The following is a 22,023-nucleotide window of genomic DNA, read 5'->3' on the forward strand; positions in this document are numbered from 1 at the left end:
TTTAATACTGATTTCTTCTGGTGTGTGACGGTTAGTAATGGTGATATTACCTTGGTCTAGGTCACCGATAGCAACTTTATAACCATCAACTTTTCCTACTTCTTTAACAGTGTAGACAATGGTTTGACCGGCTGATTTCTCATCAAGGTCTGACCATGTATAGGTCCAGTTGTCGGCAGCGGTTAAGGTTACTTCGTCACCTGCTTTTTTATCGTTAGCGTAAAGTTGAACTTTAATGCTATCTGGACGGATACCATCTTGGTTGTTGGCATCATCCCAAGCTTTGACAACTGTCACACTAGTTTTACCTGGTTTGTAACTATTGGTAATGTTATAACCATCGATAGCAACTGTGTAGTTATCTACCTTGTTTTCTGTTACAGTGTAGACAATCTTTTGACCATCTTTAAATTCTGGTAAGTCAGTGAATTCATATGCCCAGTTGCTAGCATCATTAACGGTTGCTGTTTGACCAGTTGGTTGGCCATCAGCTAAGAGGTTAACCACAACTTCTGTTGGACGGATACCATCTTGGTTGTTGGCATCATCCCATGTCTTAGTGCCTGAGATTGAAACAAGACTTGGAGTGTGGTTGTTAGTAATATCAAAACCATTAATATCTGTGGTATAGGCTGGAACAGCTTCTTCAGTCACGCTATAGACAATCTTTTGGCCATCTTTGAATTCTGGTAAGTCAGTGAATTCATAAGTCCAGTTGTCTGCGGCTGTAACTCTCTTAGTTTGACCAGTCGCAACACCATCTGCTAAAAGGTTAACAATAATTTCTGCTGGACGAACACCATCTTGGTTGTTAGCGTCATTCCATGTCTTAGTACCTGATACTTTAATGGTACTTGGAGTGTGGTTGTTAGTGATATCAAAGCCATTAATGTCTGTTGTATAGGCAGGAACAGCTTCTTCAGTCACGCTATAGACAATCTTTTGACCATCTTTGAATTCTGGCAAGTTTGTAAAAGTATAAGCCCAGTTGCTAGCTTCATTAACGGTCATGGTTTGACCGGTTGGTTGACCATCTGCTAAGAGGTTAACAATGATTTCTGCTGGACGAACACCGTCTTGGTTGTTGGCATCATTCCAAGTTTTTGTTCCTGAAATTTCAGTCATACTTGGTTTGTGGTTATTGGTAATAGTGACATTTCCTTGTACCACTTCAGTAACTGTAGTGGTATAACCTGTTACTTCGCCAACTTCTTTGACACTATAAACAATGTCTTGACCATTGCTCTTTTGAGCAAGATCAGTCCATGTATACATCCAGTTGTCTGCAGCGGTTAATGTCACTTCATCACCAGATTTTTCATCATTGGCATAAAGTTGCACTTTAATACTATCTGGACGGATACCATCTTGGTTATTGCCGTCTTCCCAAACTTTAGTCACAGCAATTGATGTTTTACCTGGTGTATAGCTGTTAGTAATATCAAAACCATTAATTTCTGTTGTATATTCTGCTACAGGATCTTCTGATACTGTATAGACAATCTTTTGACCAGCTTTGTATTCTGGTAAATCAGTAAATTGATATTCCCAGTTACTTGCTTCATTAACAGTTACTTTTTGTCCAGTTGGTTGCCCATCTGCTAAAAGATTAACAACAACTTCAGTTGGTCGTTTACCATCTTGGTTGTTAGCGTCATTCCAGATTTTCTTACCTGAAACTTCTGTTATAGTTGGAATATGTGAGTTTGTAATGGTAACATTACCAGCCACAAGTGGGCCAATTTCTGAAGAATAACCTGTAGCTGTTCCTACTTCTTCAATAGAGTAATTAATCAACTTACCGGCAGCTTTTTCTGGTAAATCTGACCAAGTATATGACCAGTTGTCGGTTGCTGTAACATCTACAGCAGCACCTACTTTTTGGCCATCAGCATAGAGTTGTACTTTAATGCTGTCTGGACGGATACCGTCTTGGTTATTGTTATCAATCCATGCTTTAGTGACTCTAATACTTGTTTTACCTGGTTGATAACTATTTGTAATATCAAAACCATTAATGTCTGTTGTATATTCTGCAACAGCATCTTCTGTTACGGTATAAACAATTTTTTGACCATCTTTAAATTCTGGAAGATCTGTAAATTCATATGCCCAGTTAGTTGCTTCTGTTACTGTCACTTTTTGTCCAGTTGGCTGACCATCTGCTAAAAGGTTAACAACAACTTCTGTTGGTCGTTTACCATCTTGGTTGTTAGCATCATCCCAGATTTTCTTACCTGAGATATTGATTTTACTTGGTATGTGGTTATTCGTAATATCGTAACCAGAAATAACCGCATCATATTCTGGAACAGCTTCTTCAGCTACAGAATATTGAATTGGTGTCCCTTGTGCATCTCTTGTATCAAGATCATCAAAGGTATAAGCCCAACCTTTTGCTTCATCAGTTGTGACCGTTTTACCAGTATCAACACCATTAGCTAATAATTTAACAACGATTTGTGCAGGACGTTTACCGTCTTGGTTGTTATTATCGTTCCATGTTTTTTGACCACTGATAGAAGTCTTAGCTAATTTGTTAGTAACAGTCTTCATAGCAACTTTATTGCCATCAAAATCATTTGGTGTGATTTCAATATCATCAGTTAAAAGCTCATAGCCTGCTGGAGCAGTTACTTCTCTAAGAATATATTCTGTTTTTAGAAGACCGCCAACTGTTGCATTACCATCAGCTCCAGTTGTCAAAGTACCAACTTTTTGGCCATTAGCTTTACGAATAACATCAAAGACAGCACCTTCAAGTGGTGTGTTACCATCTTCAGAAACTTTATGAACACCTACAGTGTAGACATAACCTTCAGCACTACCACCAGCTTCTAGATAGCGGTAAGAAGCTTGAGTTTCTGTTGTTCCATGTTGATCAGCAGTCAACATTGCTTTGTTCTCAAAAATTTCACCATCCGTTGGCACATATGAAACACCTACTTGATAATTAATCATAAAGTTATCAGTAGCGCCAATATCGCCCAAGTCAACGGTAAATGAATTAGTGGCATCATCAAAGTTTACAGTATAACTACTAGTAACATCTTGAAGTCCTTGTAATCTCCAATCTCCTTGAACAAAGTCCCACTCACCTTTATAGATATGAATAGTATCTTTCTTATAAGTTAATCCAGCACTTTGAAGAGCATCTTTGATTACAACATTTGTAAGAGATTCTTGTGTACGGTTGATGGCAATTGAGAAATTACCAGTTTGTGGCGCACCGTTTTCTGACCAAGCTGATTTTTCTAACAGATAAGGAGTTGGTCTTACAACACCTTTATAATTAAGTCTACCAGCAAAGAAACTTTGTGAACCAACTTGAATATTAACATCTATAATTTCTTCAGTATCAATGACTTTAAAGTCAACACGTGAATAGAAAAAGAGTTTTCCGGTAACGTTAGAATGAGTTTCAACATAATCGGTGTAAGTTAATACTACCTGTTTAGTATCGGGGTTAATTACCGCATTTGCAACAAGGTTCCCGGCTGGATCTTTTACTTCAAACGCTGTTGTTTGAGGAAAAGTTAACTTATCGGGTAGTTGAATAGTGGTTGTATCCCCTTGATGGACCGTATTATCTGGTAATGCAAAGTCTGCATTAATTCGAAAATTTGTCCATTGACCAATTTCATCAGGTAAAGCACCTCCAGATTCACTTGTAAGTGACATGCTTGTAATAACATTATCATGTTCAGCTGCATCAACATGTACAGCCTTGACAAATGAAAAAGTTGTTACTACCAACGCCATCAATGCTAAAACCTTTAATAGTTTTTTCTTCATTGTTTTTCCCTTTCTTTTATATCTTACAGATTAAAAATGGTAAATAATAACAATATCATATTGGGCTTTATGGTAATGAAATTATCTACAATTTTTAATACTTATAAAATATACTAACTGTCTATAGCAGTCAACTCCATTCTAATACTTTTTTATAAAAATTACAACTGATTTAACCCATAATTTCAAAAGATTACAATCATTTAACAATTACTTTTTAAAAAATTGCTATTATAATGTGGATTTTTAAATCCAAATTTATTTTAAACCTACTTTACCAATTCAATCTCTGAAATTTTCATTTGGTGAAAATGTTATTCATTTTCATAATAATCATAACTAACATTGTGGCTTGACTTTTATCTGGAATAGCCTAGAATAGAAAAAGAATAAGGAGGCTATCATGAAATTTTTAATCCCAACTGCAAAAGAGATGTCAAAACAACTAGATAAGGTTACTCCTAATCCGTTCAATCCAAAAACAACTGCTATTCTTACAGAATTGGCAAAAATGGGGCCAGAAGAACTAGCTCATTTTTATAAAATAAAACCAGAATCCGCTCAAAAAGAATGGGACAGAATTCAAACTATTCAAAACAAGAAGGCTAATTATTACCCTGCCATTTTTCTCTTTAATGGTTTGATGTATCGCTATATCAATCGTCTTGAATTTTCTCCTTGTGAACTTAAGCGTGTGAATACCGATGTTTTAATTACCTCTTCCTTATACGGCGTTATCCCAGCGTTAACACCAATTGCCCCTCATCGTCTTGATTTCTCACAAAAACTCACAATTGATGGAAAATCTCTCAAACAGTATTGGCAAAAAGATTTTGATGCTAGTTTTAACACTGAAGACATTTTTATCTCTCTATTATCAAGTGAATTTGAAGATATATTCTCCAAACCCATCCGAGAACAGTTGATTAAAGTGGTCTTCATGGAAGCTAAAAAAGGACATTTAAAAACGCACTCTACCATCTCTAAAAAAGGGCGTGGTGCCTTTTTAGCAGCAGCCATTAAACAAGACGCTAGAGAACTTTCAGACCTAAAAAAACTGACCTTTGATGGTTTTTCTTATCACGAGGACTTATCGGAACCTAACAAGCTTACTTTTGTTAAAGAAATATAAAAAAGGCTAGGACAACAAGTTCTAGCCTTTAAACGTTTGTAATGTTCTATCAAAAAATATTAAATTGAGAACTTGTCTCTTTTTATATTAAATGATCTCTTGACACTTGTTCATAAGTTGCTTTACCATCGTTGAGTTTTTCCCAGATCACCACTGAATTAGTGGCTAAGGATTTTTTGACATCAATGATGCGTTGGTTAGAAGATCCTCTAAATTGGAGCATTAAATTTTTCTTGGTGATGTCAAAACGACCATCAACTAAAATATCAACAAAACTTAGTAATTCCAATTTATCAGGAGTTTCCAGCATCATTTCTTCCCATGTATAGCCTGTCCAAGACCAAATATCTTTTTCAGGCAACTCTTTTTTGATTCGTTTGACCAAAGGTAATAAAATACCTGTATTCAAGAAGGGCTCCCCTCCCAATAAAGTAAGACCTTGCACATAAGGTTGAGCCAAATCAGCCATAATCTGTTCTTCTAGTTCTTTTGTGTAGGGCACACCATTTCGAAAATTCCAAGTGGCTTGATTGTAGCATCCTTTACAATGAAAGAGACAACCGCTCACATAAAGAGAATTTCGCACGCCCTCACCATCCACAAAATTAAAAGCTTTATAATCAGAAATATAGCCTTGACTATATTCTTCGCTCTTCCATTCTTTAGGTTTAGGATTATTCATCTTATCCCTCCAAATCAATCCAATAACGTTCTATACTATCACGTGTGTCTTCATAACGCCCACCACAGGCCAAAATTGTTTTTCGACTAGCAAGATTATCCTTATGACAAGTCAATAAAACCGATTTAATGTTTTTTTCTTTGGCCAACTGCAAACCTTGTCTCAATTGCTCTTTGGCGTAACCCTTGCCACGCTCAGTCGGTCTAATACTATAACCAATATGACCACCTTTTTGTAACAAAACATCATTCAACCGAAGGCGCAGATTTAAAAAGCCTAGCGCTCTATTATTAGCATCAAACGACACCAACTGAATAGAAGGCACAAAGTGACTAGGAATATTAATTCCCATTTCATATTCGCGATTTTGTTGCAACCAATCATTATAGGAAAACTCACGAGGATTCCAAAAGCCACCGTCATGCTGGCTGTTATGGGCTTCAAATTCAGTAATCATCTCTAAAATAGTCGCTTCATCATCAAATCTTGGTCTTCTTAATAGCATGATATCTCCTATTTTGGCAACTGTAGTGATAATTCGCCCCAATCTTTTTGAGCGTCTACCAGTTGTTGACAAAGGTAGTGACTCAACAAACTCGACTCGGGAGAAACCGGATTGAGACCTGTTTTAACAGCATCGATAAATGCTAAAACAATGGATTCAAATCCTCTTTTATATAAAGTTCTATCCCAAGCACCATAATTTTTCTTAGTTTGACTACTTTCTTCATAAATAGTTAAATCAGACAAATCCTCAACGTGAAGAGTCTTTTTGGGCAATTGAATTTCAACGATTTCTCTTCTTGAACCAGACTGCAAATTCATGCCTACAATAACAGTTTCTGTGTTTGAAACTAGAGTTACTGTCACTTGACTTAGTAGGCCATCGGTTCTGTGATAATGAAACCAGCCTTGTTTAGGAGGATTATCCATAAGAAAAAGAGCCGTGTCTAATGGATGGATAAAGAAGTCGAAGAATTTAAACACCAAGTCTCCTGGGCGATTAATATCATTTTTTTCAACATAAATCTTTGTCTTATTGATCTCTTCTTTTAAAGCAGCTACTCGTGGTGCAAATCGGCGATTAAAACCAACCATCAAGAAAGTTTGATGAACTCTAGCTAAATCATAAAGAGCCTTGGTTTCTTCATAATTTTGTGTGACAGGTTTGTCCACATAAACTGGTATGCCACGGCTTAGAAACAAGGCAACAATATCATGGTGAGAAACGGTTGCTGTATGGATAAAAACACCATCCAAAGTGGCATCAGCAAGCTCTTCTAGTGATGAATATGTGTGGACATGTGAAAATAAGTGTGCTGTCTGACTTAAAACCTCTTGATTTCTAGTGAATAGATGCCATTCAATCTCAGCCAACTGACGCATATAGGGCAAATAAGCTTTTTGAGCAATGGACCCTAAACCAACAATCCCTATTTTAAGCATACCTAACCTCCGACTAATCTTTTTTAGTCTTTTTCCCTAAAAAACGTTCTTTTAAAGCATTGACACGTGCCTTTTGATCACTTTTCGTACGAGAATGTTTCTCGTGGAAACGCTCTACCTGCTTTTGCCCCTTGTAATCCAGTTGATATTTTCCCATTAGTTTCTCTTTTCTGTTAAAATAGGTTGCTAAATAGCAACCTATTTATTATTTTTTTAGTTTAGCTTCATTGTTGAGCCATTCATGTGTTTCACACGTGAAGCAATTTCTTTATGACGACCATTAACCATTGGTCTTGCTTGCGGGTTACCTAGATAACCACAAGTACGTTTCACCACATCTACTGTTTTTGGATCGGTATTGCCACAACTTGGGCATTTGAAACCACGTTCTGTTGGTTCAAAATCACCTTCAAAACCGCATTCATAACAACGATCAATCGGTGTGTTAGTTCCTAAGTAACCAACACGATCATAAGCATAGTCCCAAACAGCTTCTAAAGCTTTAGGATTTTGTTGTAAAACAGGATACTCACAATAGTGGATGAAACCACCACTTGCACCAGTCTCTGGATAGATTTTTTCAAAATCTAATTTTTCAAATGGTGAAGGGTTTTTACGAACATCATAATGGAAGCTATTAGTATAGTATTCTTTGTCTGTAATATTTTCAACAATACCAAATTTTTCAGTATCTAGACGACAAAAACGGTCTGTCAAGCTTTCTGATGGTGTTGAGTAAACTGAGAAATGATAACCAAACTCATCTGACCAGTCTTCACAAAGGCTCTTCATTTGATGAATGATATCAATCGTAAAGTCTTTCGCTGCTGGATTCGTTTCCCACTCACCGCCATAAAAGACTGTTGCCACTTCATACAAACCAATATAACCTAGAGAAATGGTGGCACGACGATTCTTAAAGAGGTCATCGACATTACCGTCTTTAGGAAGACGTTTTCCAAAAGCACCATACTGATATAAAATAGGTGCATTTGCTGGTGTTGCTTCTTTAACGCGTTCTACACGATAAACAAGCGCATCTTTAGCAATTGACATGCGTTCGCTAAAGATATCCCAGAATTTTTCAATATCGCCTTGAGATTCTAGGGCAATACGAGGAAGGTTAACTGTAACAACACCAAGGTTCATACGACCAGATGTGACATCATTACCATTTTCATCTTGCCATCCTTGAAGGAAACTACGACATCCCATAGGAACTTTAAATGAACCTGTTAACTCAACAATCTTATCATAAGATAACATATCTGGATACATGCGTTTTGTAGCACATTCAAGAGCTAATTGCTTAATGTCATAATTTGGTGACCCAGGATCCAGATTGAGACCACGTTTAACAGTGAAAATCAATTTAGGGAAGATTGCTGTACGTTGTTCTTTTCCAAGACCTTTAATACGAATATTTAAAATAGCTTTTTGGATTTCACGCTCAAACCAACCTTCACCTAAGCCAAAACCAAGTGAGGTGAATGGTGTTTGTCCATTAGAGGTGAAAAGTGTATTAATCTCATACTCAAGACTTTGCATAGCGTCATAAATGTCTTTAAGCGTTTTTTCACGCACATAGTCTTCGCGTTTATCTTCTGCTAACCATTTTTCGGCATCTTTCATATGCTTTTCATAGTTGAGTTTAGCGTAAGGTGCCAAAACTTCATCAATACGGTCTGCAGAACACCCACCATATTGGCTAGAAGCAACATTCGCAATGATTTGTGAGATTTGAGCGGTTGCTGTTTGAATCGATTTTGGGCTTTCAACATCAGCATTTCCAATTCTAAAACCTGTCTTTAACATGCCTTCAAAATCAATCAAGCAACAGTTGGTCATTGGTGTATAGGGGCTATAATCCAAATCATGAAAATGAATATCACCTTTTTGATGAGCATTTGCCACATGCGGTGGTAACATTTTAAGCCCAATGGATTTCCCAACAATACCAGCGGTTAAATCGCGTTGGGTGTTAAAGACATTACTGTCTTTATTCGCGTTTTCATTAACCACACTTTGATCCTTGTTGATTAATTTATCAATCGTATAATTAATGTCTGTTGCTTTAGAGCGGTCAAAATCACGCTGTGTTCGGTAGTTGATATAAGCTTTTGCAATCGCATATTCGTTTGATTCTAACAGCTGGTGTTCCACAATGTTTTGAATTTCATAGATTTTGACGTCTTTATTAAAGCGTTCAAAAATTTCTGTCACAACATTCTCAGTAACTTCTTTTAGCTTTTCTTCTACGAATGGTGTTAGCGGCGTTACTTGATTGCTGGCTTTTAAGAGTGCTTGAAAAATCTTATCAGGTTCAAAAGTCACCTTTCTACCATCACGCTTAATAACTGTAATGAGTGATTTGACCATTTCTTTACCTTCTTTTCTAAATGTTAATTCAAGAAGTATTATATCATAAGCAAAATAAAAATCAATATTTTACCAACAAAAAAATCAATATGTTGTGGCTTATTTTAAAAAACAACACAACATATTGATTTCTAAGGGTTTAATTGATAAACGGTCAAATGGTCAATATTATCAAAACTAATAGGCTGATAATGATTATCTAGAGTACTTTTTATCAATTGTGGTAGTTCTAAATTATTGTTTAAAACAAAGTATTTTGCCTTGTTTTGTAACAACTCATCTTCTAATCGCTTCTGATTTACTTCATCAGAAGTATTAATTAGAGGAAGTGATAAATGCGAGCTTGATTGCCTTTGACTGCCTTGATAGATTGTTGCAACATTATCCCAAACATAGATGGACTCATCTTCTGAAGTATTAGTTGCAATGTAATTAGCAATCATTTCTCTTTCTTGATAAAGAGGAATATCCATAAGATAGTGATAAATAGGTAGACCAAGGCCATAACCCATTATTAAGATGGGAACCAATAAGTGTTTTAGTATCAAAGTACTAAAACCTTTAAAGCCACTGTTTGTTGAGGCTTGTTGACGATGACGAGAACGCGCTATTTCTTCAACACTTACTTCATCAGGATGACGATTTAAAACGAGAATCGTTAAGATTAAGCCAAATGGAATCATTGGTAGCACATGATAAGTTTCAAAACTTTTTGTCAGAACAACTAAAATGAAATAAAGAACCAATGATAGAAAGAATACCCATTTAATAGCTTGATTTTTTGTTCCTTTTCTAAGTAGTAATGGAAATAATAAGACACCTAGTAAGACTCCTGAACCAAGAGAAAAAATGAAATAAAAACCAAAACTATAAAGAAGAGCTTCAAGACTTGTGGTAAGAGAAACAATAGGATAAACAACGGTTTGTTGTAGATAAGGAACAACGACTTGCATATTAAAGGCTAAAAAACCTACGGTGTAAAAAACAAGAAGTAAACCAAATAGTAAACACAATAATTGGTAAAACCCTCTAGCAAAATACTTGTGAGCTAAATTATAACTACTTAAAACAATGAGGGCTACAAGTCCAAATAATAGGTTCCTAGAGTCAAATAAAATAGCAAAAGCACATAATACTCCATAAACAATAAAGCCTTCATCTTTAGTTTGTCCTTTAAAGTAATTTAATAAGAACCACATTGCCGGTAAGAAGAATAAAAAGGACAATTGTATTGGATAAAGTCCACCAAATCCAAGAGTAACGTTTAAAAGATAAAAAATTGACGTCACTGTAACAGCCAGTCCTTTTTTCTGACTGAGAGATAAAACAATTTTATAGAGATAAATACCTGAAATATAAAAGGATGCAATTTGAACAATTAATAGCCATAACTCACTACCCAACAGATAACTTAAAGAAATGGTGAGATAGTATAAAAATCCGCCAGTTGCAAAAAGATCTGTGTAGGGGAGTTGCCCTTGTGTTATCATAAAACCAGTATAAAGATTTTGAGATTGAAAGCCATTGGCAAAATCTGAAAAAAAAGGAATAACCACACTAAACAAAGAAATAATCAAACTAAAAACCAACAAATAAAAATGATGAAAAAACGGCACTTTCACATTAGTTTTTTTCATCTTTGGCTGTTTAGTTGGTCTTTTTTTTGCTCTTCTACTAAGACGAGGTTCTTGCGTTATTTCCTCTTTGTAAGATACGCCAGACAATTCCTCGTTATAACTCTCTAATGGGGTAGATGACATTTGATGTACTCTTTCCTTCCTGAACATTCTTATTACTTAAGTATAGCAAAAACTTTTGATTAGTCAATTTCTTATTGCTATTAAAAAAGCATTTCGAGATATCTCAAAATGCTTTTTTATAACAGTATAGCAGTTTATTATTCTTCCATGAAAGTATTAAAGACTTCTTCAATCATATCCCATTCTGCTTCAGAATCAGCTGGAATTGGTTCTAGTTCCCCTTCTGTGCCGTCTTCATTTTCAGTGAAGGCATAGGCTTGTATTTCAACTTCACCGTCTTCATCTTCTTCTGCACCGGCAGGAACTAATAAGACATAATTTTTACCGAATTCTTCAGTACCATCGATGGTTAGAAGAATTTCAAACAAAGTTTCATTACCTTGTTCATCAACTAATGTAATCACATCATGTTCTTGGTGGTTATGTGTTTCTGTCATGTTTTTCCCCTTTAATATGGATTAATCAATAGATACGATCTAAATAATTTTGCAAAATTAGCTGGGCAGCCAATTTATCAATAACTTTTTTACGTTTGTTTCTACTTATATCTCCCTGTTCGACAAGCATTCTTTCTGCTTCTACTGTTGATAAGCGCTCATCTTGATAGATGATAGGTAAACCAAACAGCTCCTCAAGATGCTTCCCATAAGATTGACTAGCTTCCACTCGAGGGCCACTAGTATTGTTCATGTTTTTAGGAAGACCAATCACAAATTTTTCTACGTGGTATTCTTTCACCAATTCACTCAAACGATCAAAACCAAACTCTTCTTTTTCTTCATTGATTTTAATGATTTCTAAACCCTGAGCAGTAAAACCAAGTGGATCACTAATAGCCACACCAACTGTTTTAGATCCAACATCTAATCCCATTATTCTCATTTGATTTCAATACCATTTCCTTTGAGATAATAACGAACCAATTCTTCTGCAATCTCATCTCTTTCGTACTTACGAATTTGATTTCTAGCATTATTATAACGAGGAATATAAGCAGGGTCACCACTTAATACGTACCCAACAATTTGATTGATGGGATTGTAGCCTTTTTCCTCAAGAGAACGATAAACCGATGTTAATGTTTCGCTAATCTCTTTCTTACTGCTGTCATCCAAATTAAAGCGAACAGTTTCGTCTGTAAAGCCCATGCTCACACCTTCTTTCGTTATTAAGTATTACATTTTATTATACTATATTAAAGCATTTTAAACAAGAATAAAACACTGATTGAATGCTTGCTGATGCGATAATATTTTTTTCTAAAGTAATCTTTTAAAAGAGTTTCCATAGTATTAACAAAACCTGTCTTTTAAAAAAGACAGGTTTTGAAGATATGTATTCTTATAATAACATTATTTATAGAGCCGCTCGTAAGCGTGCCTGCTCATTTTCGATATTACGAATAGAGCGAGGAAGAAAAGCTCTAATATCGTCTTCTTTATAACCAACTTGAAGACGTTTATCATCAATCAAGATAGGACTTTTTAGTATTCTTGGATTGGCTTGAATCACTTTAATCACCTCATTGATACTCAAGTCATCAATATTAAAATTGAGGGCTTTGGCATATCTATTTTTAGCGGAGATAATACTTTCAACACCATCTTCAGTTTTTGATAGAATTGCTAAAATTTCTTCTTTAGTTAAAGGCTCTTTCCCTAAATTTTGCTCTTTATAGGGTAATTTGTGGGCATTTAGCCACGTTTTTGCCTTTTTACAACTTGTACAACTTGAAATCGTATAAATTTTGATCATGTCTATTCTCGCTTTCTACCACATGATACTAACATTGTATCACAAAAGACTCTATTTGAAAGTCGGTCTTTAGACTGATTTTATTCTTCTATCTCAATACTATCAAACTCTAAGGCAATATCTTCGTTTACTTCTTCTTTACTTTCTGATACTTGCTCTTTAGGGGTATCATCTTCGATTAAACCAAATTTAATACGTACTTTACGATCAATTTCATCAAACACTTCTGGATTATCAGCAAGATATTTCTTAGCATTTTCTGATCCTTGACCAATTTTAACACCTTCGTAAGAATACCAAGCACCAGCTTTTTGGATGATGTCAAGTTCACTAGCGATTTTAACCAACTCACCAGTTCGTGAAATGCCTTCACCATACATGATTTCAACAAGAGCCACTTGAAATGGTGGTGCCACTTTGTTTTTAACCACTTTGATTTTAGTTTCCTTACCAATATTACTATCTTTTTGCTCTCCAGAACCTTTAATTTGTGTGTTTCCTCTCACATCTAAACGAATAGAAGAATAAAATTTAAGAGCACGACCACCAGGAGTTGTTTCAGGATTACCAAACATAACACCTACTTTTTCACGTAATTGGTTGATGAAGATAGCAATCGTTTTTGTTTTATTGATTGATGCTGATAATTTTCTCATGGCTTGACTCATCATACGAGCTTGTAAACCAACATGACTATCACCAATATCTCCATCAATTTCTGCACGTGGAACTAATGCTGCAACCGAGTCGATAACAACGACATCAACGGCTCCTGAATCAATCAATTTTCCAGCAATTTCTAGTCCTTGTTCACCAGAATCTGGTTGTGACAAAAGAAGTTCGTCAATATTTACGCCTAAGGCTTGGGCGTATGCTGGATCAAGAGCATGCTCAGCATCAATAAAGGCTGCAATCCCACCATCTTTTTGCGCTTGAGCAACAGCATGTAGAGCAACAGTTGTTTTCCCTGAACTTTCTGGTCCAAAAATTTCTACAATTCTGCCTTTAGGATAACCACCAACACCAAGAGCAATATCTAGTGCTAAACTTCCTGAGCTCATAATTTGAACTTTTTGCTCAGCACGTTCGCCAAGGCGCATTACTGCTCCTTTACCAAAATCTTTTTCAATATCTTTTAGGGCATTGTTAAGCGCTTTTTGTCTTTCATCACCAAATTTTTTAGTAATTTCTTCTGTTTTCTTTGATTTTTTTGCCATTGATTTCTCCTATTTTCTATACTTGTTCTATTATACTAAACTTTAGTGCTTTAATAAAGCTTGACGCACAATATTAAAAGCATGCATGGTTGCAATATGACGAATATCTGAGCGACTGCGCCCTCCTATCATTATTTTTTGAGAAAAGACGGAATCCTTAGTTGCTAAACCGATAAAGACGGTACCTACAGGTTGACCTTCCAAAGTATCTGGGCCAGCAACGCCTGTTAGTGAAACAGCAAAATCTGAATGGGTGAGACGTCGACTATTTTCTGCCATTTTTTCTGCTGTGAAAGCACTGACAACACCATTTTTCTTTAGTTCATCTAAGGGAATACCTAACATCCGTGATTTTTCTTCAAGGCTATAAGTAACAAAACCGCCTTTAAAAACAAAGGAACTACCAGAAAAGTCTGCAAGTTGCGATTGAAATAAACCGGCTGTCAAACTCTCAGCAGCAGTGATGGTCTTATTTTTTTGTCGAAGCATCTCAAAAACAACTTCTGCTAAAGAATTGTCATCTCCATAACCATAATGATAGTTTTTGAGAGTTGAGGTGCTTAAAATCTTATGTTCCAACTTATCCAATTTCTTGTTAGCCTCATCTTCACTTTTTGCCTTTGTCGATAGCCGTAAGGTCACCTCCCCAACTTTTGCATAAGGTGCTATTGTTGGATCAGTTTGGTGTGTAATAATATCAGCCAGCTCGGTTACTAAACGACTCTCACCAATACCAAAAAATCTCAAAACACGAGAATAAAGTTTGGTATCACTTTTTAATAGAGGCAATAAAAACTGATTAACCATTGGTTTTAATTCGCTAGGAGGTCCTGGTAAAACAACATAGGTGATGCCATCAACCTCAACCATACTTCCTACTGCTAAACCTGTCGGATTTTGAATCGCTTTAGCACCAATAATCATTTGTGCTTGACGATCATTGTTGGCGGTTCTTGAAGCAGTTGGTCTAGTGGCAAAAAAAGCATCCAGTTTAGCCATCGCTTCTTGATTGACAATTAAAGATTTTTTCAAAAATTTAGCTAGAACTTGCTTGGTCAAGTCATCTTCTGTTGGTCCTAGACCACCACATAAAACAATTAAATCGCTACGTTTTTTGGCGATAGATAAAACCGATAATAACCGCTCTTCATTATCCCCAACAGCTGTTTGAAAATAAACGTCAATGCCATTTTCAGCAAATTTTTCCGATAAAAATTGGGCATTGGTATTAACAATCTGCCCAGTTAGAATTTCTGTACCAACAGCAATAATTTCAGCTTTCATGACGAGTTGCCTCACTCTCTTATTCGTAAACTATTATGGTTTTTACAACGTATGATTAGGATTAAAAGAACACTCCACTTCATGGTCATTGACAAGACCAGCTGCCTGCATGAAAGAATAAATCATGGTAGGTCCTATATATTTGAAGCCTCGTTTTTTCAATTCTTTAGCAATTTGTTCTGATAGAACTGTTTGACTAGGAGCGTCCTTATAATGATTAATTTTATTGTTGATGGGGTGATGGTTGACAAAAGACCAAATATAGTTGTCAAAAGAACCAAATTCTTTTTGAATCTGTAAAAATTGTTGAGCGTTATTTCTTGTCGCAAAGAGCTTTCCGCGATGTCTGATAATTGTTTCATCAGATAATAAGACCTCAAGCTCTTTATCAGTCATAGCGGCTACTTTAGCAATATCATATTGTTTAAAAACGTGATTGAAGGCTTGTCTTTTGTGTAAGACGGTTAACCATGACACGCCAGATTGATAACTTTCTAGACAAAATAATTCAAAAAGGGCTTGTTCATCATGTAATGGTCGTCCCCACTCGGTATCATGGTACATCCTGTCTAAATCATCTTGTTTTTTTACCCAACCACAACGTTTCATAGTCATCTCCTATTTAATCAGCATTTTAAGTGACGCTTTAATATAGTCTTGTGTCGACTCACTTGTTCCTTCAAAGAAGGCACGAATTTTTTTCAATTCACTAGCTTTATAACCAAGAGCATTAAGGGCTTCCATTGCTTCATCTAAAGCATGGTTAGTAGTTGTTCCTTTTGTATCTCTTTTTTCCTTGTTAGTTGTTGTGTTATCAACAAATTTACCTGCTAAATCAAGAATCATTTGTTGGGCTGTTTTTTTACCAATTTTAGGGAATTTCATCAGATAAGTAATATCTTTGTTGTCAATGGCTGCGACTAACCCTTCATTATCATCTGCTGCAATGATGGCTAAGGCAGACGTTGGTCCAATCCCTGTCACTGAAATAAGATTTAAGAAAATCGTTTTTTCTTCTTCACTGTGAAAGCCATAAAGGAGCTGAGCATCTTCTCGAACAACTTGGTAGAGATAAATTTTTATCGTCTGATTAACCTGATTTGAAAAGCTGTAAGGATTTGCCACATGAATGATGTAGCCAATACCTGATACTTCAACCACAATGTATTTAGCGGTTATTTTTGAAAGGGTTCCTTTGATATATTCGTACATTATTTCTCTCTTCTAATATTTGCCTTGTTCTCTTAAACTTTTATGATTTTCTTGAATACGACGGAACATTTTTTCCATGTCTGAATTGGTAAAACTCACTAAAACAGGTCGTCCATGAGGACAGTTGTATGGATTTTTGCATTGTGACAATTGATTGATGAGATGTCTTGCCGAATAATCATCTAAAGTATGATTGGCTTTGATGCTACGTTTACAACTCATCATAATGGCTAATTCAGCACGGTAAGTCTTGATTGAGACATGATTTGTCAACAACAACATATCACACATCTCATAGACACCAGATTCAATTTCTTCTTCCTTAAACCAGATAGGATGTTCGCGTAAAATAAAGGTGTTTTCCCCATAAGGTTCCAAGTAAATACCGACTTGATTAAGAAGAGGCATTTTTTCTTGTAGATTAAGAAAATCATCTGTTGGAAACTCGAATAGATAAGGCATTAACAACTGCTGTAAACCTGTGTTGACATCTGCTATTTTATCACGATAATATTCGTATTTGATTCTTTCTTGGGCAGCATGTTGATCAATAATATAAAGGCCTTCTTTGCCTTGAGCAAAGAGATAAGTACCATGCATTTGACCAAAATATTCTAATTCAGGAAAAACAGATGTCTCCTCATTTTCAAGATTATCTAAGAGGGATTTTAGTTTACCACTGTTTGTTACATCAATTTCAGGGTGCTCACTATTAAAATCATGCCAATGAGTGCGATTAGCAAACTTAACAGATGGAGCTACCTTGACAGAGTTGTCAAGTGAGTTGTCAACTTTATTTTCTTGTTGAGAAAACTGGTTTTCTTCTACATAGCTATCCTTTTCTTCACCAGGATGAACAAAGAAATCTTGTTTCTCATTATCATAATAGAGATTGGTTTGTTTTAAAGAAAGACTAGTTTGAACTGGTTTGGGAAAACCTCTTGTACTTGATTTTGCTAAATTTTCAAGTGCATCTGGAATCAAATCATGTTCTTGTAAACTCTCAAAGATAGCTGTCTTAATGAGAGACATCAAATCCCCTTCTTTAGAGATGCGAACTTCTTGTTTAGTCGGATGAACATTGACATCTGCTAAATAAGGATCTATTTGAATATCAATGACAGCAATTGGAAAACGACCAACCATTAATTTACTACCGTAGCCATCTATAATCGCTCTATTGAGTAAGAAATTTTTGATGTAGCGACCATTAATTAAAATGGTTATATAGTTACGATTTGCTCTTGTTAGTTCAGGTAAACTAACATAGCCTGACACTTCAAAATCAAGATTGGAGGCTGAAATAGGCACCATTTTTTTAGCTGTACTAACACCATAAATACCTGCAATAGCTTGATGTAAATCCCCACTCCCAGCAGTTCTAATCAATTCTCTGCCATCACTAAATAAGACAAAGGATACTTCTGGATGAGCAAGACTCAAACGATTGACCATATTAACAATATGAGCTAGTTCCGCCTGCAAACTTTTCATATATTTTAATCTAGCCGGTGTATTGAAAAAAAGATTTTCAACAATAATCTTAGTCCCAACCGGTGTTGAAATCACTTCTTCTTGTTCAATTTGGCCACCATTAGCAATCAATAAGGTGCCACCTTCTTCAGAAGCTGTCGCTGTTTTAATAGTCATTAAACTAATTGATGCAATCGAAGGAAGGGCTTCACCTCGAAATCCCAGTGTTCTAATCCGAAATAAATCAGATTGGCTTTTAATTTTACTTGTGGCGTGACGTTTGATACTTAAAGCCACATCTTCTTTAGAAATCCCTTCACCATTGTCGGTTACTTGGATTTTTTTCAATCCTGACTCTTCGATCTCAATGGTAATTTGGCTACTTCCGGCATCAATAGCATTTTCTATCAGTTCTTTCACAACACTACTTGGACGTTCAATCACTTCGCCAGCTGCTATTTGGTTGGCAAGTGTTTCTGGTAATTCGATAATTTTAGGCATAATACTTTTCACCTTTTTCTAAGACATGTGTCACTTTTATTTTATCAAGACAAGGTTAATCATTGGTTTACAACTCTTCTTCTAGGATTTTTGCCACTCGTTTATCTGGTATAAACCACATAAGTGCAGCAATAACAAAGATAATCTCGGAGCCAGTGGTAAAAAATGGACTCATTAAAATAGAGATAATATAGAGCAAAACGGTGAATTTTCCTTTTAAATCTTTCCCAATTATTTTTTTAAGCAAGGCACTTCTTTCACTATATTTAACAACCTGATGTTGTAAAAAGAAGTAAGAGAGAGCCGTCACTAATAAAATCAAACCATAAGTCATAACTGGCACATGACTAGAATAAAAACGACTAATCCATCCTGTTACAAAGGGAATGAGTGACATGAAAAATAACCATAGAGAATTTGCCCATAGGATTTTGGCATTGACTCTATTAGTACTTGATAATAACTGATGGTGATTGTTCCAATAAATAGCCACATAGGTAAAACTTAGAATATAAGAAGCTATATTAGGAATTAGTCTAAACACCGCTTGAAGTGAATCTATCTCGGGACTTTTTAAATCGATCACCATGACAGTAATGATAATCGCTAAAACGCCATCACTAAAAGCTTCTAATCTTGATTTTGTCATCACTTCAACCTCCTTTAATGATTTTGGTAGGGATGATTTTAGTCTTGTTGTTGTTTTTCTATTATACCACACAAAGAAAAGAAAGAAATTGAAAGACTTGGACTATCTAATGACAATCAATAAGTCACAAAACAAGAAAAGAGAACATTCTATTTTGTGACTTATCTTCATTATTCAGTTATTACCTCTTCAATGCCTTTTGTAAATCCAGCAATTCATTTAAGGCCTCTATTGGTGTCATATTCATCACATCAAGCGAGCTTAATCGTTCTAAAACAGTTTGTTGTTCTTCCTCAAAAAGAGTTAATGGTTTGGTTTGAGCGTTTATTGTTTTTTCCGTTGATACTGGCATCACAGCATGAGACTCAAACTGAGTTAAAAGAGTGTCTGCCCTTTTAAGTAACATTATTGGCAAACCAGCAATTTTTGCTACATGAATACCGTAAGATTTATCAGCAGGACCTTCTGCAATCTTGTGTAAGAAAGTCACTTCACCATTTTGTTCTAACGTTGAGACATGAACATTAACAAGTTGTGTCAAGTTTGTTGACAGGCTTGTCAACTCGTGATAGTGAGTCGCAAACATTGTTTTAGCACCAATATGGTTATGAATGTGTTCAATAATGGCTTGGGCAAGAGCCATCCCATCATAAGTGGCTGTCCCTCTACCTAACTCATCAAATAAAATAAGGGAATTTTTGCTCGCTTTTTTGATAGCGTGGTTAGCCTCCATCATCTCCACCATAAAGGTTGACTGTCCTGAAATTAAATCATCTGCTGCACCAATTCTAGTGAAAATGGCATCAAAAATTGGAATGTCAGCCGATTGAGCGGCTACAAATGAACCCATCTGAGCCATGACAATGGTTAAAGCGAGTTGTCTCATATAAGTTGACTTCCCACTCATATTTGGGCCAGTGATCAATTGGATATTTGTTGTGGCATCAAACACAATACTATTTGGAATATATTCTTGTGTTCCCATAACTTTTTCCACAACAGCATGTCGTCCTTGCTCAATTTGAATCTGGCCTGTTTGATTAAATGTCGGACGGACATAACGATTGTTTTCAGCTACTTGAGCTAAACTCTGCAAAACATCAACTGTGGCAATTTGCTTGGCTAGTTTTTGTAACCTAGCAATATATTTTTCAACTTGACTTCTCACGCGCATGAAAATATCATATTCTAACTGTGCAGAATAATCACGCGCTTCAAGCATTTCACCTTCAATTTTAGCCAGTTCTGCTGTACCAAAACGCTCTGAATTTTTTAGGGTTGCCTTTCTGAAAAAATAATCAGGAACAAGGCTAAGGTTAGAATTAGTCACATGGAAATAATAACCATCTTTTTTATTGTAATCAATTTTTAGCGTTGAAATACCTGTTGCTTGTTTTTCCTTAGCTTCAATATCAGCAATCCAGCTAGTCCCTTCCCGCATGATTTTACGATAATGGTCTAGCCTATCATCAAATCCAGTTCTAATAATATTGCCTTCAGTGATGGTTGCAGAAGCATTGGTATCTATCGCTAAACGAATCAATTCTTCCAACTCTGACAAAGGATCCATCTCGTTGACAAGATCTTCTAAACTAGAATGAGAAAAGCTTTCTAAAATGGCTTTAATATAGGGGACTTGTGCCAAGGTGTGTCCCAGTTGGATTAAATCTTTCGGATTAGCTTTCCCAAAAGAAACGCGACTAGCTAATCGTTCGATATCATAGACCCCTTTGAGACTTTCTGTCAAATCACTACGCTCAATAAATTGTTCTAAAAACACTTGGATAATGTCTTGTCTTTGAACAATCTTTTGTTGATTGATGAGGGGTCGATCAATCCATTGACGCAACAAACGCATTCCCATGGCTGTTTTTGTGTTGTCAAGCAACCAAAAAAGACTGCCATTTTTTTTATTAGTTCTAGCATTTTCTAACAAATCCAAACTACTTTTTGTGGTGTAGGTCATCTGAAGGTAATCTTTAATCTCATAATGGACTAACTTTTGGAGATGGCTCAATTCACGCATCTGCGTTGTTTTAATGTAGTAAAGTAATTTAGATGCTGCTGATACTTCTACTGGATTAAGGTCTACATTAAGTAAAGGATGATTTTCTTCTTGCGGTTGATAAGAAACAATCACGTTCATTTTCTTTTCAAGAAGATCTTGATTCTCCTCATCAAGTTCATAACCTACCACCACTTCTTTGGCTTTTAGGTTCAAAATTTCACTGCAGACGCTTGAAAAATCGGGTAAAACGGTCGCATAAAATTCACCTGTCGATAAATCCATATAGGATAAGCCAAAAAGATCTTGATTGGTGTCAATGGCAATCAGATAATTGTTATTAGCATCTGGTTTAGAAGAGTCAACTGCTGTTCCTGGTGTCACCACTTGAACAACTTCTCTTTTAACCACTCCCACTGCTTGCTTTGGGTCCTCCATTTGTTCAGCAATAGCCACCTTATAACCCAAATCAATTAAAACATCAATATACTGTTGCGCTGAATGATAAGGAACCCCTGCCATTGGAATAGGATTTTCAGCATTTTTATTGCGACTGGTTAAACTGATTTCAAGAATTTGAGCGGCTTTAACGGCATCATCATAAAATAGTTCATAAAAATCACCCATGCGAAAGAGTAAAAAGGCATCAGGGTAATCTTTTTTGATGTCGAGATACTGCTGCATCCCTGGAGAAATTTTTTCTTTTGTCATTGTCTGCTTCCTCTCTTACTAA

General features: G+C 35.8%; 19 protein-coding genes. 1 reads left to right on the forward strand and 18 read right to left on the reverse strand.

Going from position 1 to position 22,023, the window contains the following annotated elements:
- Window positions 1-3,795: Cna B-type domain-containing protein (locus tag N7659_RS04520; RefSeq protein WP_263276035.1), on the reverse strand; the 3,795-nt coding region annotated here is incomplete at its 3' end.
- Between the two features lie 403 nt (window positions 3,796-4,198).
- Here N7659_RS04520 and yaaA point away from each other — a divergent pair.
- On the forward strand, window positions 4,199-4,927 hold the full coding sequence (gene yaaA / locus N7659_RS04525) for a peroxide stress protein YaaA (protein WP_263276036.1): 729 nt from the start codon (window positions 4,199-4,201) through the stop codon (window positions 4,925-4,927).
- Between the two features lie 82 nt (window positions 4,928-5,009).
- Here yaaA and nrdG read toward each other — a convergent pair whose 3' ends face one another.
- The 17 genes from nrdG to mutS form a co-directional block, all read right to left on the reverse strand.
- Entirely contained in the window at window positions 5,010-5,609 is a 600-nt protein-coding gene (gene nrdG / locus N7659_RS04530) for an anaerobic ribonucleoside-triphosphate reductase activating protein (RefSeq protein WP_263276037.1), read from the reverse strand.
- Window position 5,610: 1 nt separating this feature from the next.
- The gene (locus N7659_RS04535) at window positions 5,611-6,114 is read right to left on the reverse strand and encodes a GNAT family N-acetyltransferase (protein WP_263276038.1); all 504 of its coding nucleotides are present in this window, start codon (window positions 6,112-6,114) and stop codon (window positions 5,611-5,613) included.
- 8 nt (window positions 6,115-6,122) lie between these two features.
- Window positions 6,123-7,055, reverse strand: coding sequence for a Gfo/Idh/MocA family protein (locus N7659_RS04540; RefSeq protein WP_263276039.1), 933 nt, complete (start codon window positions 7,053-7,055; stop codon window positions 6,123-6,125).
- A 13-nt stretch (window positions 7,056-7,068) separates the two neighbouring features.
- Window positions 7,069-7,212: a hypothetical protein gene (locus tag N7659_RS04545; RefSeq protein WP_263276040.1), complete on the reverse strand. Its 144-nt coding sequence runs from the start codon at window positions 7,210-7,212 to the stop codon at window positions 7,069-7,071.
- Window positions 7,213-7,268: 56 nt separating this feature from the next.
- Window positions 7,269-9,434 (reverse strand): anaerobic ribonucleoside-triphosphate reductase, encoded by a 2,166-nt coding sequence (nrdD, locus tag N7659_RS04550; RefSeq protein ID WP_263276041.1) that lies wholly within the window; start codon window positions 9,432-9,434, stop codon window positions 7,269-7,271.
- 131 nt (window positions 9,435-9,565) lie between these two features.
- Window positions 9,566-11,194, reverse strand: coding sequence for a DUF2079 domain-containing protein (locus tag N7659_RS04555; RefSeq protein ID WP_263276042.1), 1,629 nt, complete (start codon window positions 11,192-11,194; stop codon window positions 9,566-9,568).
- A 137-nt stretch (window positions 11,195-11,331) separates the two neighbouring features.
- Window positions 11,332-11,631 (reverse strand): DUF1292 domain-containing protein, encoded by a 300-nt coding sequence (locus N7659_RS04560; protein ID WP_199568042.1) that lies wholly within the window; start codon window positions 11,629-11,631, stop codon window positions 11,332-11,334.
- Between the two features lie 25 nt (window positions 11,632-11,656).
- On the reverse strand, window positions 11,657-12,076 hold the full coding sequence (ruvX, locus tag N7659_RS04565) for a Holliday junction resolvase RuvX (protein WP_263276043.1): 420 nt from the start codon (window positions 12,074-12,076) through the stop codon (window positions 11,657-11,659).
- The gene (locus N7659_RS04570) at window positions 12,073-12,342 is read right to left on the reverse strand and encodes an IreB family regulatory phosphoprotein (RefSeq protein WP_263276044.1); all 270 of its coding nucleotides are present in this window, start codon (window positions 12,340-12,342) and stop codon (window positions 12,073-12,075) included. Before N7659_RS04570 ends, ruvX begins: the two co-directional genes overlap by 4 nt.
- Before the next feature lie 208 nt (window positions 12,343-12,550).
- On the reverse strand, window positions 12,551-12,949 hold the full coding sequence (gene spx / locus N7659_RS04575; RefSeq protein WP_199568038.1) for a transcriptional regulator Spx: 399 nt from the start codon (window positions 12,947-12,949) through the stop codon (window positions 12,551-12,553).
- 80 nt (window positions 12,950-13,029) lie between these two features.
- Complete coding sequence (recA, locus tag N7659_RS04580) at window positions 13,030-14,166, reverse strand: recombinase RecA (RefSeq protein ID WP_263276045.1); 1,137 nt, start codon at window positions 14,164-14,166, stop codon at window positions 13,030-13,032.
- Between the two features lie 42 nt (window positions 14,167-14,208).
- Window positions 14,209-15,450 (reverse strand): competence/damage-inducible protein A, encoded by a 1,242-nt coding sequence (locus N7659_RS04585; protein ID WP_263276046.1) that lies wholly within the window; start codon window positions 15,448-15,450, stop codon window positions 14,209-14,211.
- 42 nt (window positions 15,451-15,492) lie between these two features.
- The gene (locus N7659_RS04590; protein ID WP_263276047.1) at window positions 15,493-16,059 is read right to left on the reverse strand and encodes a DNA-3-methyladenine glycosylase I; all 567 of its coding nucleotides are present in this window, start codon (window positions 16,057-16,059) and stop codon (window positions 15,493-15,495) included.
- 9 nt (window positions 16,060-16,068) lie between these two features.
- Window positions 16,069-16,662 (reverse strand): Holliday junction branch migration protein RuvA, encoded by a 594-nt coding sequence (gene ruvA, locus N7659_RS04595; protein WP_263276048.1) that lies wholly within the window; start codon window positions 16,660-16,662, stop codon window positions 16,069-16,071.
- A 12-nt stretch (window positions 16,663-16,674) separates the two neighbouring features.
- On the reverse strand, window positions 16,675-18,636 hold the full coding sequence (mutL, locus tag N7659_RS04600; RefSeq protein WP_263276049.1) for a DNA mismatch repair endonuclease MutL: 1,962 nt from the start codon (window positions 18,634-18,636) through the stop codon (window positions 16,675-16,677).
- 67 nt (window positions 18,637-18,703) lie between these two features.
- Complete coding sequence (locus N7659_RS04605) at window positions 18,704-19,285, reverse strand: TMEM175 family protein (protein ID WP_263276050.1); 582 nt, start codon at window positions 19,283-19,285, stop codon at window positions 18,704-18,706.
- A gap of 181 nt (window positions 19,286-19,466) precedes the next feature.
- Entirely contained in the window at window positions 19,467-22,001 is a 2,535-nt protein-coding gene (gene mutS, locus N7659_RS04610) for a DNA mismatch repair protein MutS (RefSeq protein WP_263276051.1), read from the reverse strand.
- Between the last annotated feature and the right edge of the window lie 22 nt (window positions 22,002-22,023).

It is taken from the genome of Streptococcus sp. CSL10205-OR2, assembly GCF_025660655.1.
Lineage (GTDB): Bacteria > Bacillota > Bacilli > Lactobacillales > Streptococcaceae > Streptococcus.

Bases quoted from the DNA above. Each gene is read 5' to 3' on its own strand.
- yaaA (WP_263276036.1), top strand. From the start codon at position 4,199: ATGAAATTTTTAATCCCAACTGCAAAAGAGATGTCAAAACAACTAGAT.
- nrdG (WP_263276037.1), bottom strand. From the start codon at position 5,609: ATGAATAATCCTAAACCTAAAGAATGGAAGAGCGAAGAATATAGTCAA.
- N7659_RS04535 (WP_263276038.1), bottom strand. From the start codon at position 6,114: ATGCTATTAAGAAGACCAAGATTTGATGATGAAGCGACTATTTTAGAG.
- N7659_RS04540 (WP_263276039.1), bottom strand. From the start codon at position 7,055: ATGCTTAAAATAGGGATTGTTGGTTTAGGGTCCATTGCTCAAAAAGCT.
- N7659_RS04545 (WP_263276040.1), bottom strand. From the start codon at position 7,212: ATGGGAAAATATCAACTGGATTACAAGGGGCAAAAGCAGGTAGAGCGT.
- nrdD (WP_263276041.1), bottom strand. From the start codon at position 9,434: ATGGTCAAATCACTCATTACAGTTATTAAGCGTGATGGTAGAAAGGTG.
- N7659_RS04555 (WP_263276042.1), bottom strand. From the start codon at position 11,194: ATGTCATCTACCCCATTAGAGAGTTATAACGAGGAATTGTCTGGCGTA.
- N7659_RS04560 (WP_199568042.1), bottom strand. From the start codon at position 11,631: ATGACAGAAACACATAACCACCAAGAACATGATGTGATTACATTAGTT.
- ruvX (WP_263276043.1), bottom strand. From the start codon at position 12,076: ATGAGAATAATGGGATTAGATGTTGGATCTAAAACAGTTGGTGTGGCT.
- N7659_RS04570 (WP_263276044.1), bottom strand. From the start codon at position 12,342: ATGGGCTTTACAGACGAAACTGTTCGCTTTAATTTGGATGACAGCAGT.
- spx (WP_199568038.1), bottom strand. From the start codon at position 12,949: ATGATCAAAATTTATACGATTTCAAGTTGTACAAGTTGTAAAAAGGCA.
- recA (WP_263276045.1), bottom strand. From the start codon at position 14,166: ATGGCAAAAAAATCAAAGAAAACAGAAGAAATTACTAAAAAATTTGGT.
- N7659_RS04585 (WP_263276046.1), bottom strand. From the start codon at position 15,450: ATGAAAGCTGAAATTATTGCTGTTGGTACAGAAATTCTAACTGGGCAG.
- N7659_RS04590 (WP_263276047.1), bottom strand. From the start codon at position 16,059: ATGAAACGTTGTGGTTGGGTAAAAAAACAAGATGATTTAGACAGGATG.
- ruvA (WP_263276048.1), bottom strand. From the start codon at position 16,662: ATGTACGAATATATCAAAGGAACCCTTTCAAAAATAACCGCTAAATAC.
- mutL (WP_263276049.1), bottom strand. From the start codon at position 18,636: ATGCCTAAAATTATCGAATTACCAGAAACACTTGCCAACCAAATAGCA.
- N7659_RS04605 (WP_263276050.1), bottom strand. From the start codon at position 19,285: ATGACAAAATCAAGATTAGAAGCTTTTAGTGATGGCGTTTTAGCGATT.
- mutS (WP_263276051.1), bottom strand. From the start codon at position 22,001: ATGACAAAAGAAAAAATTTCTCCAGGGATGCAGCAGTATCTCGACATC.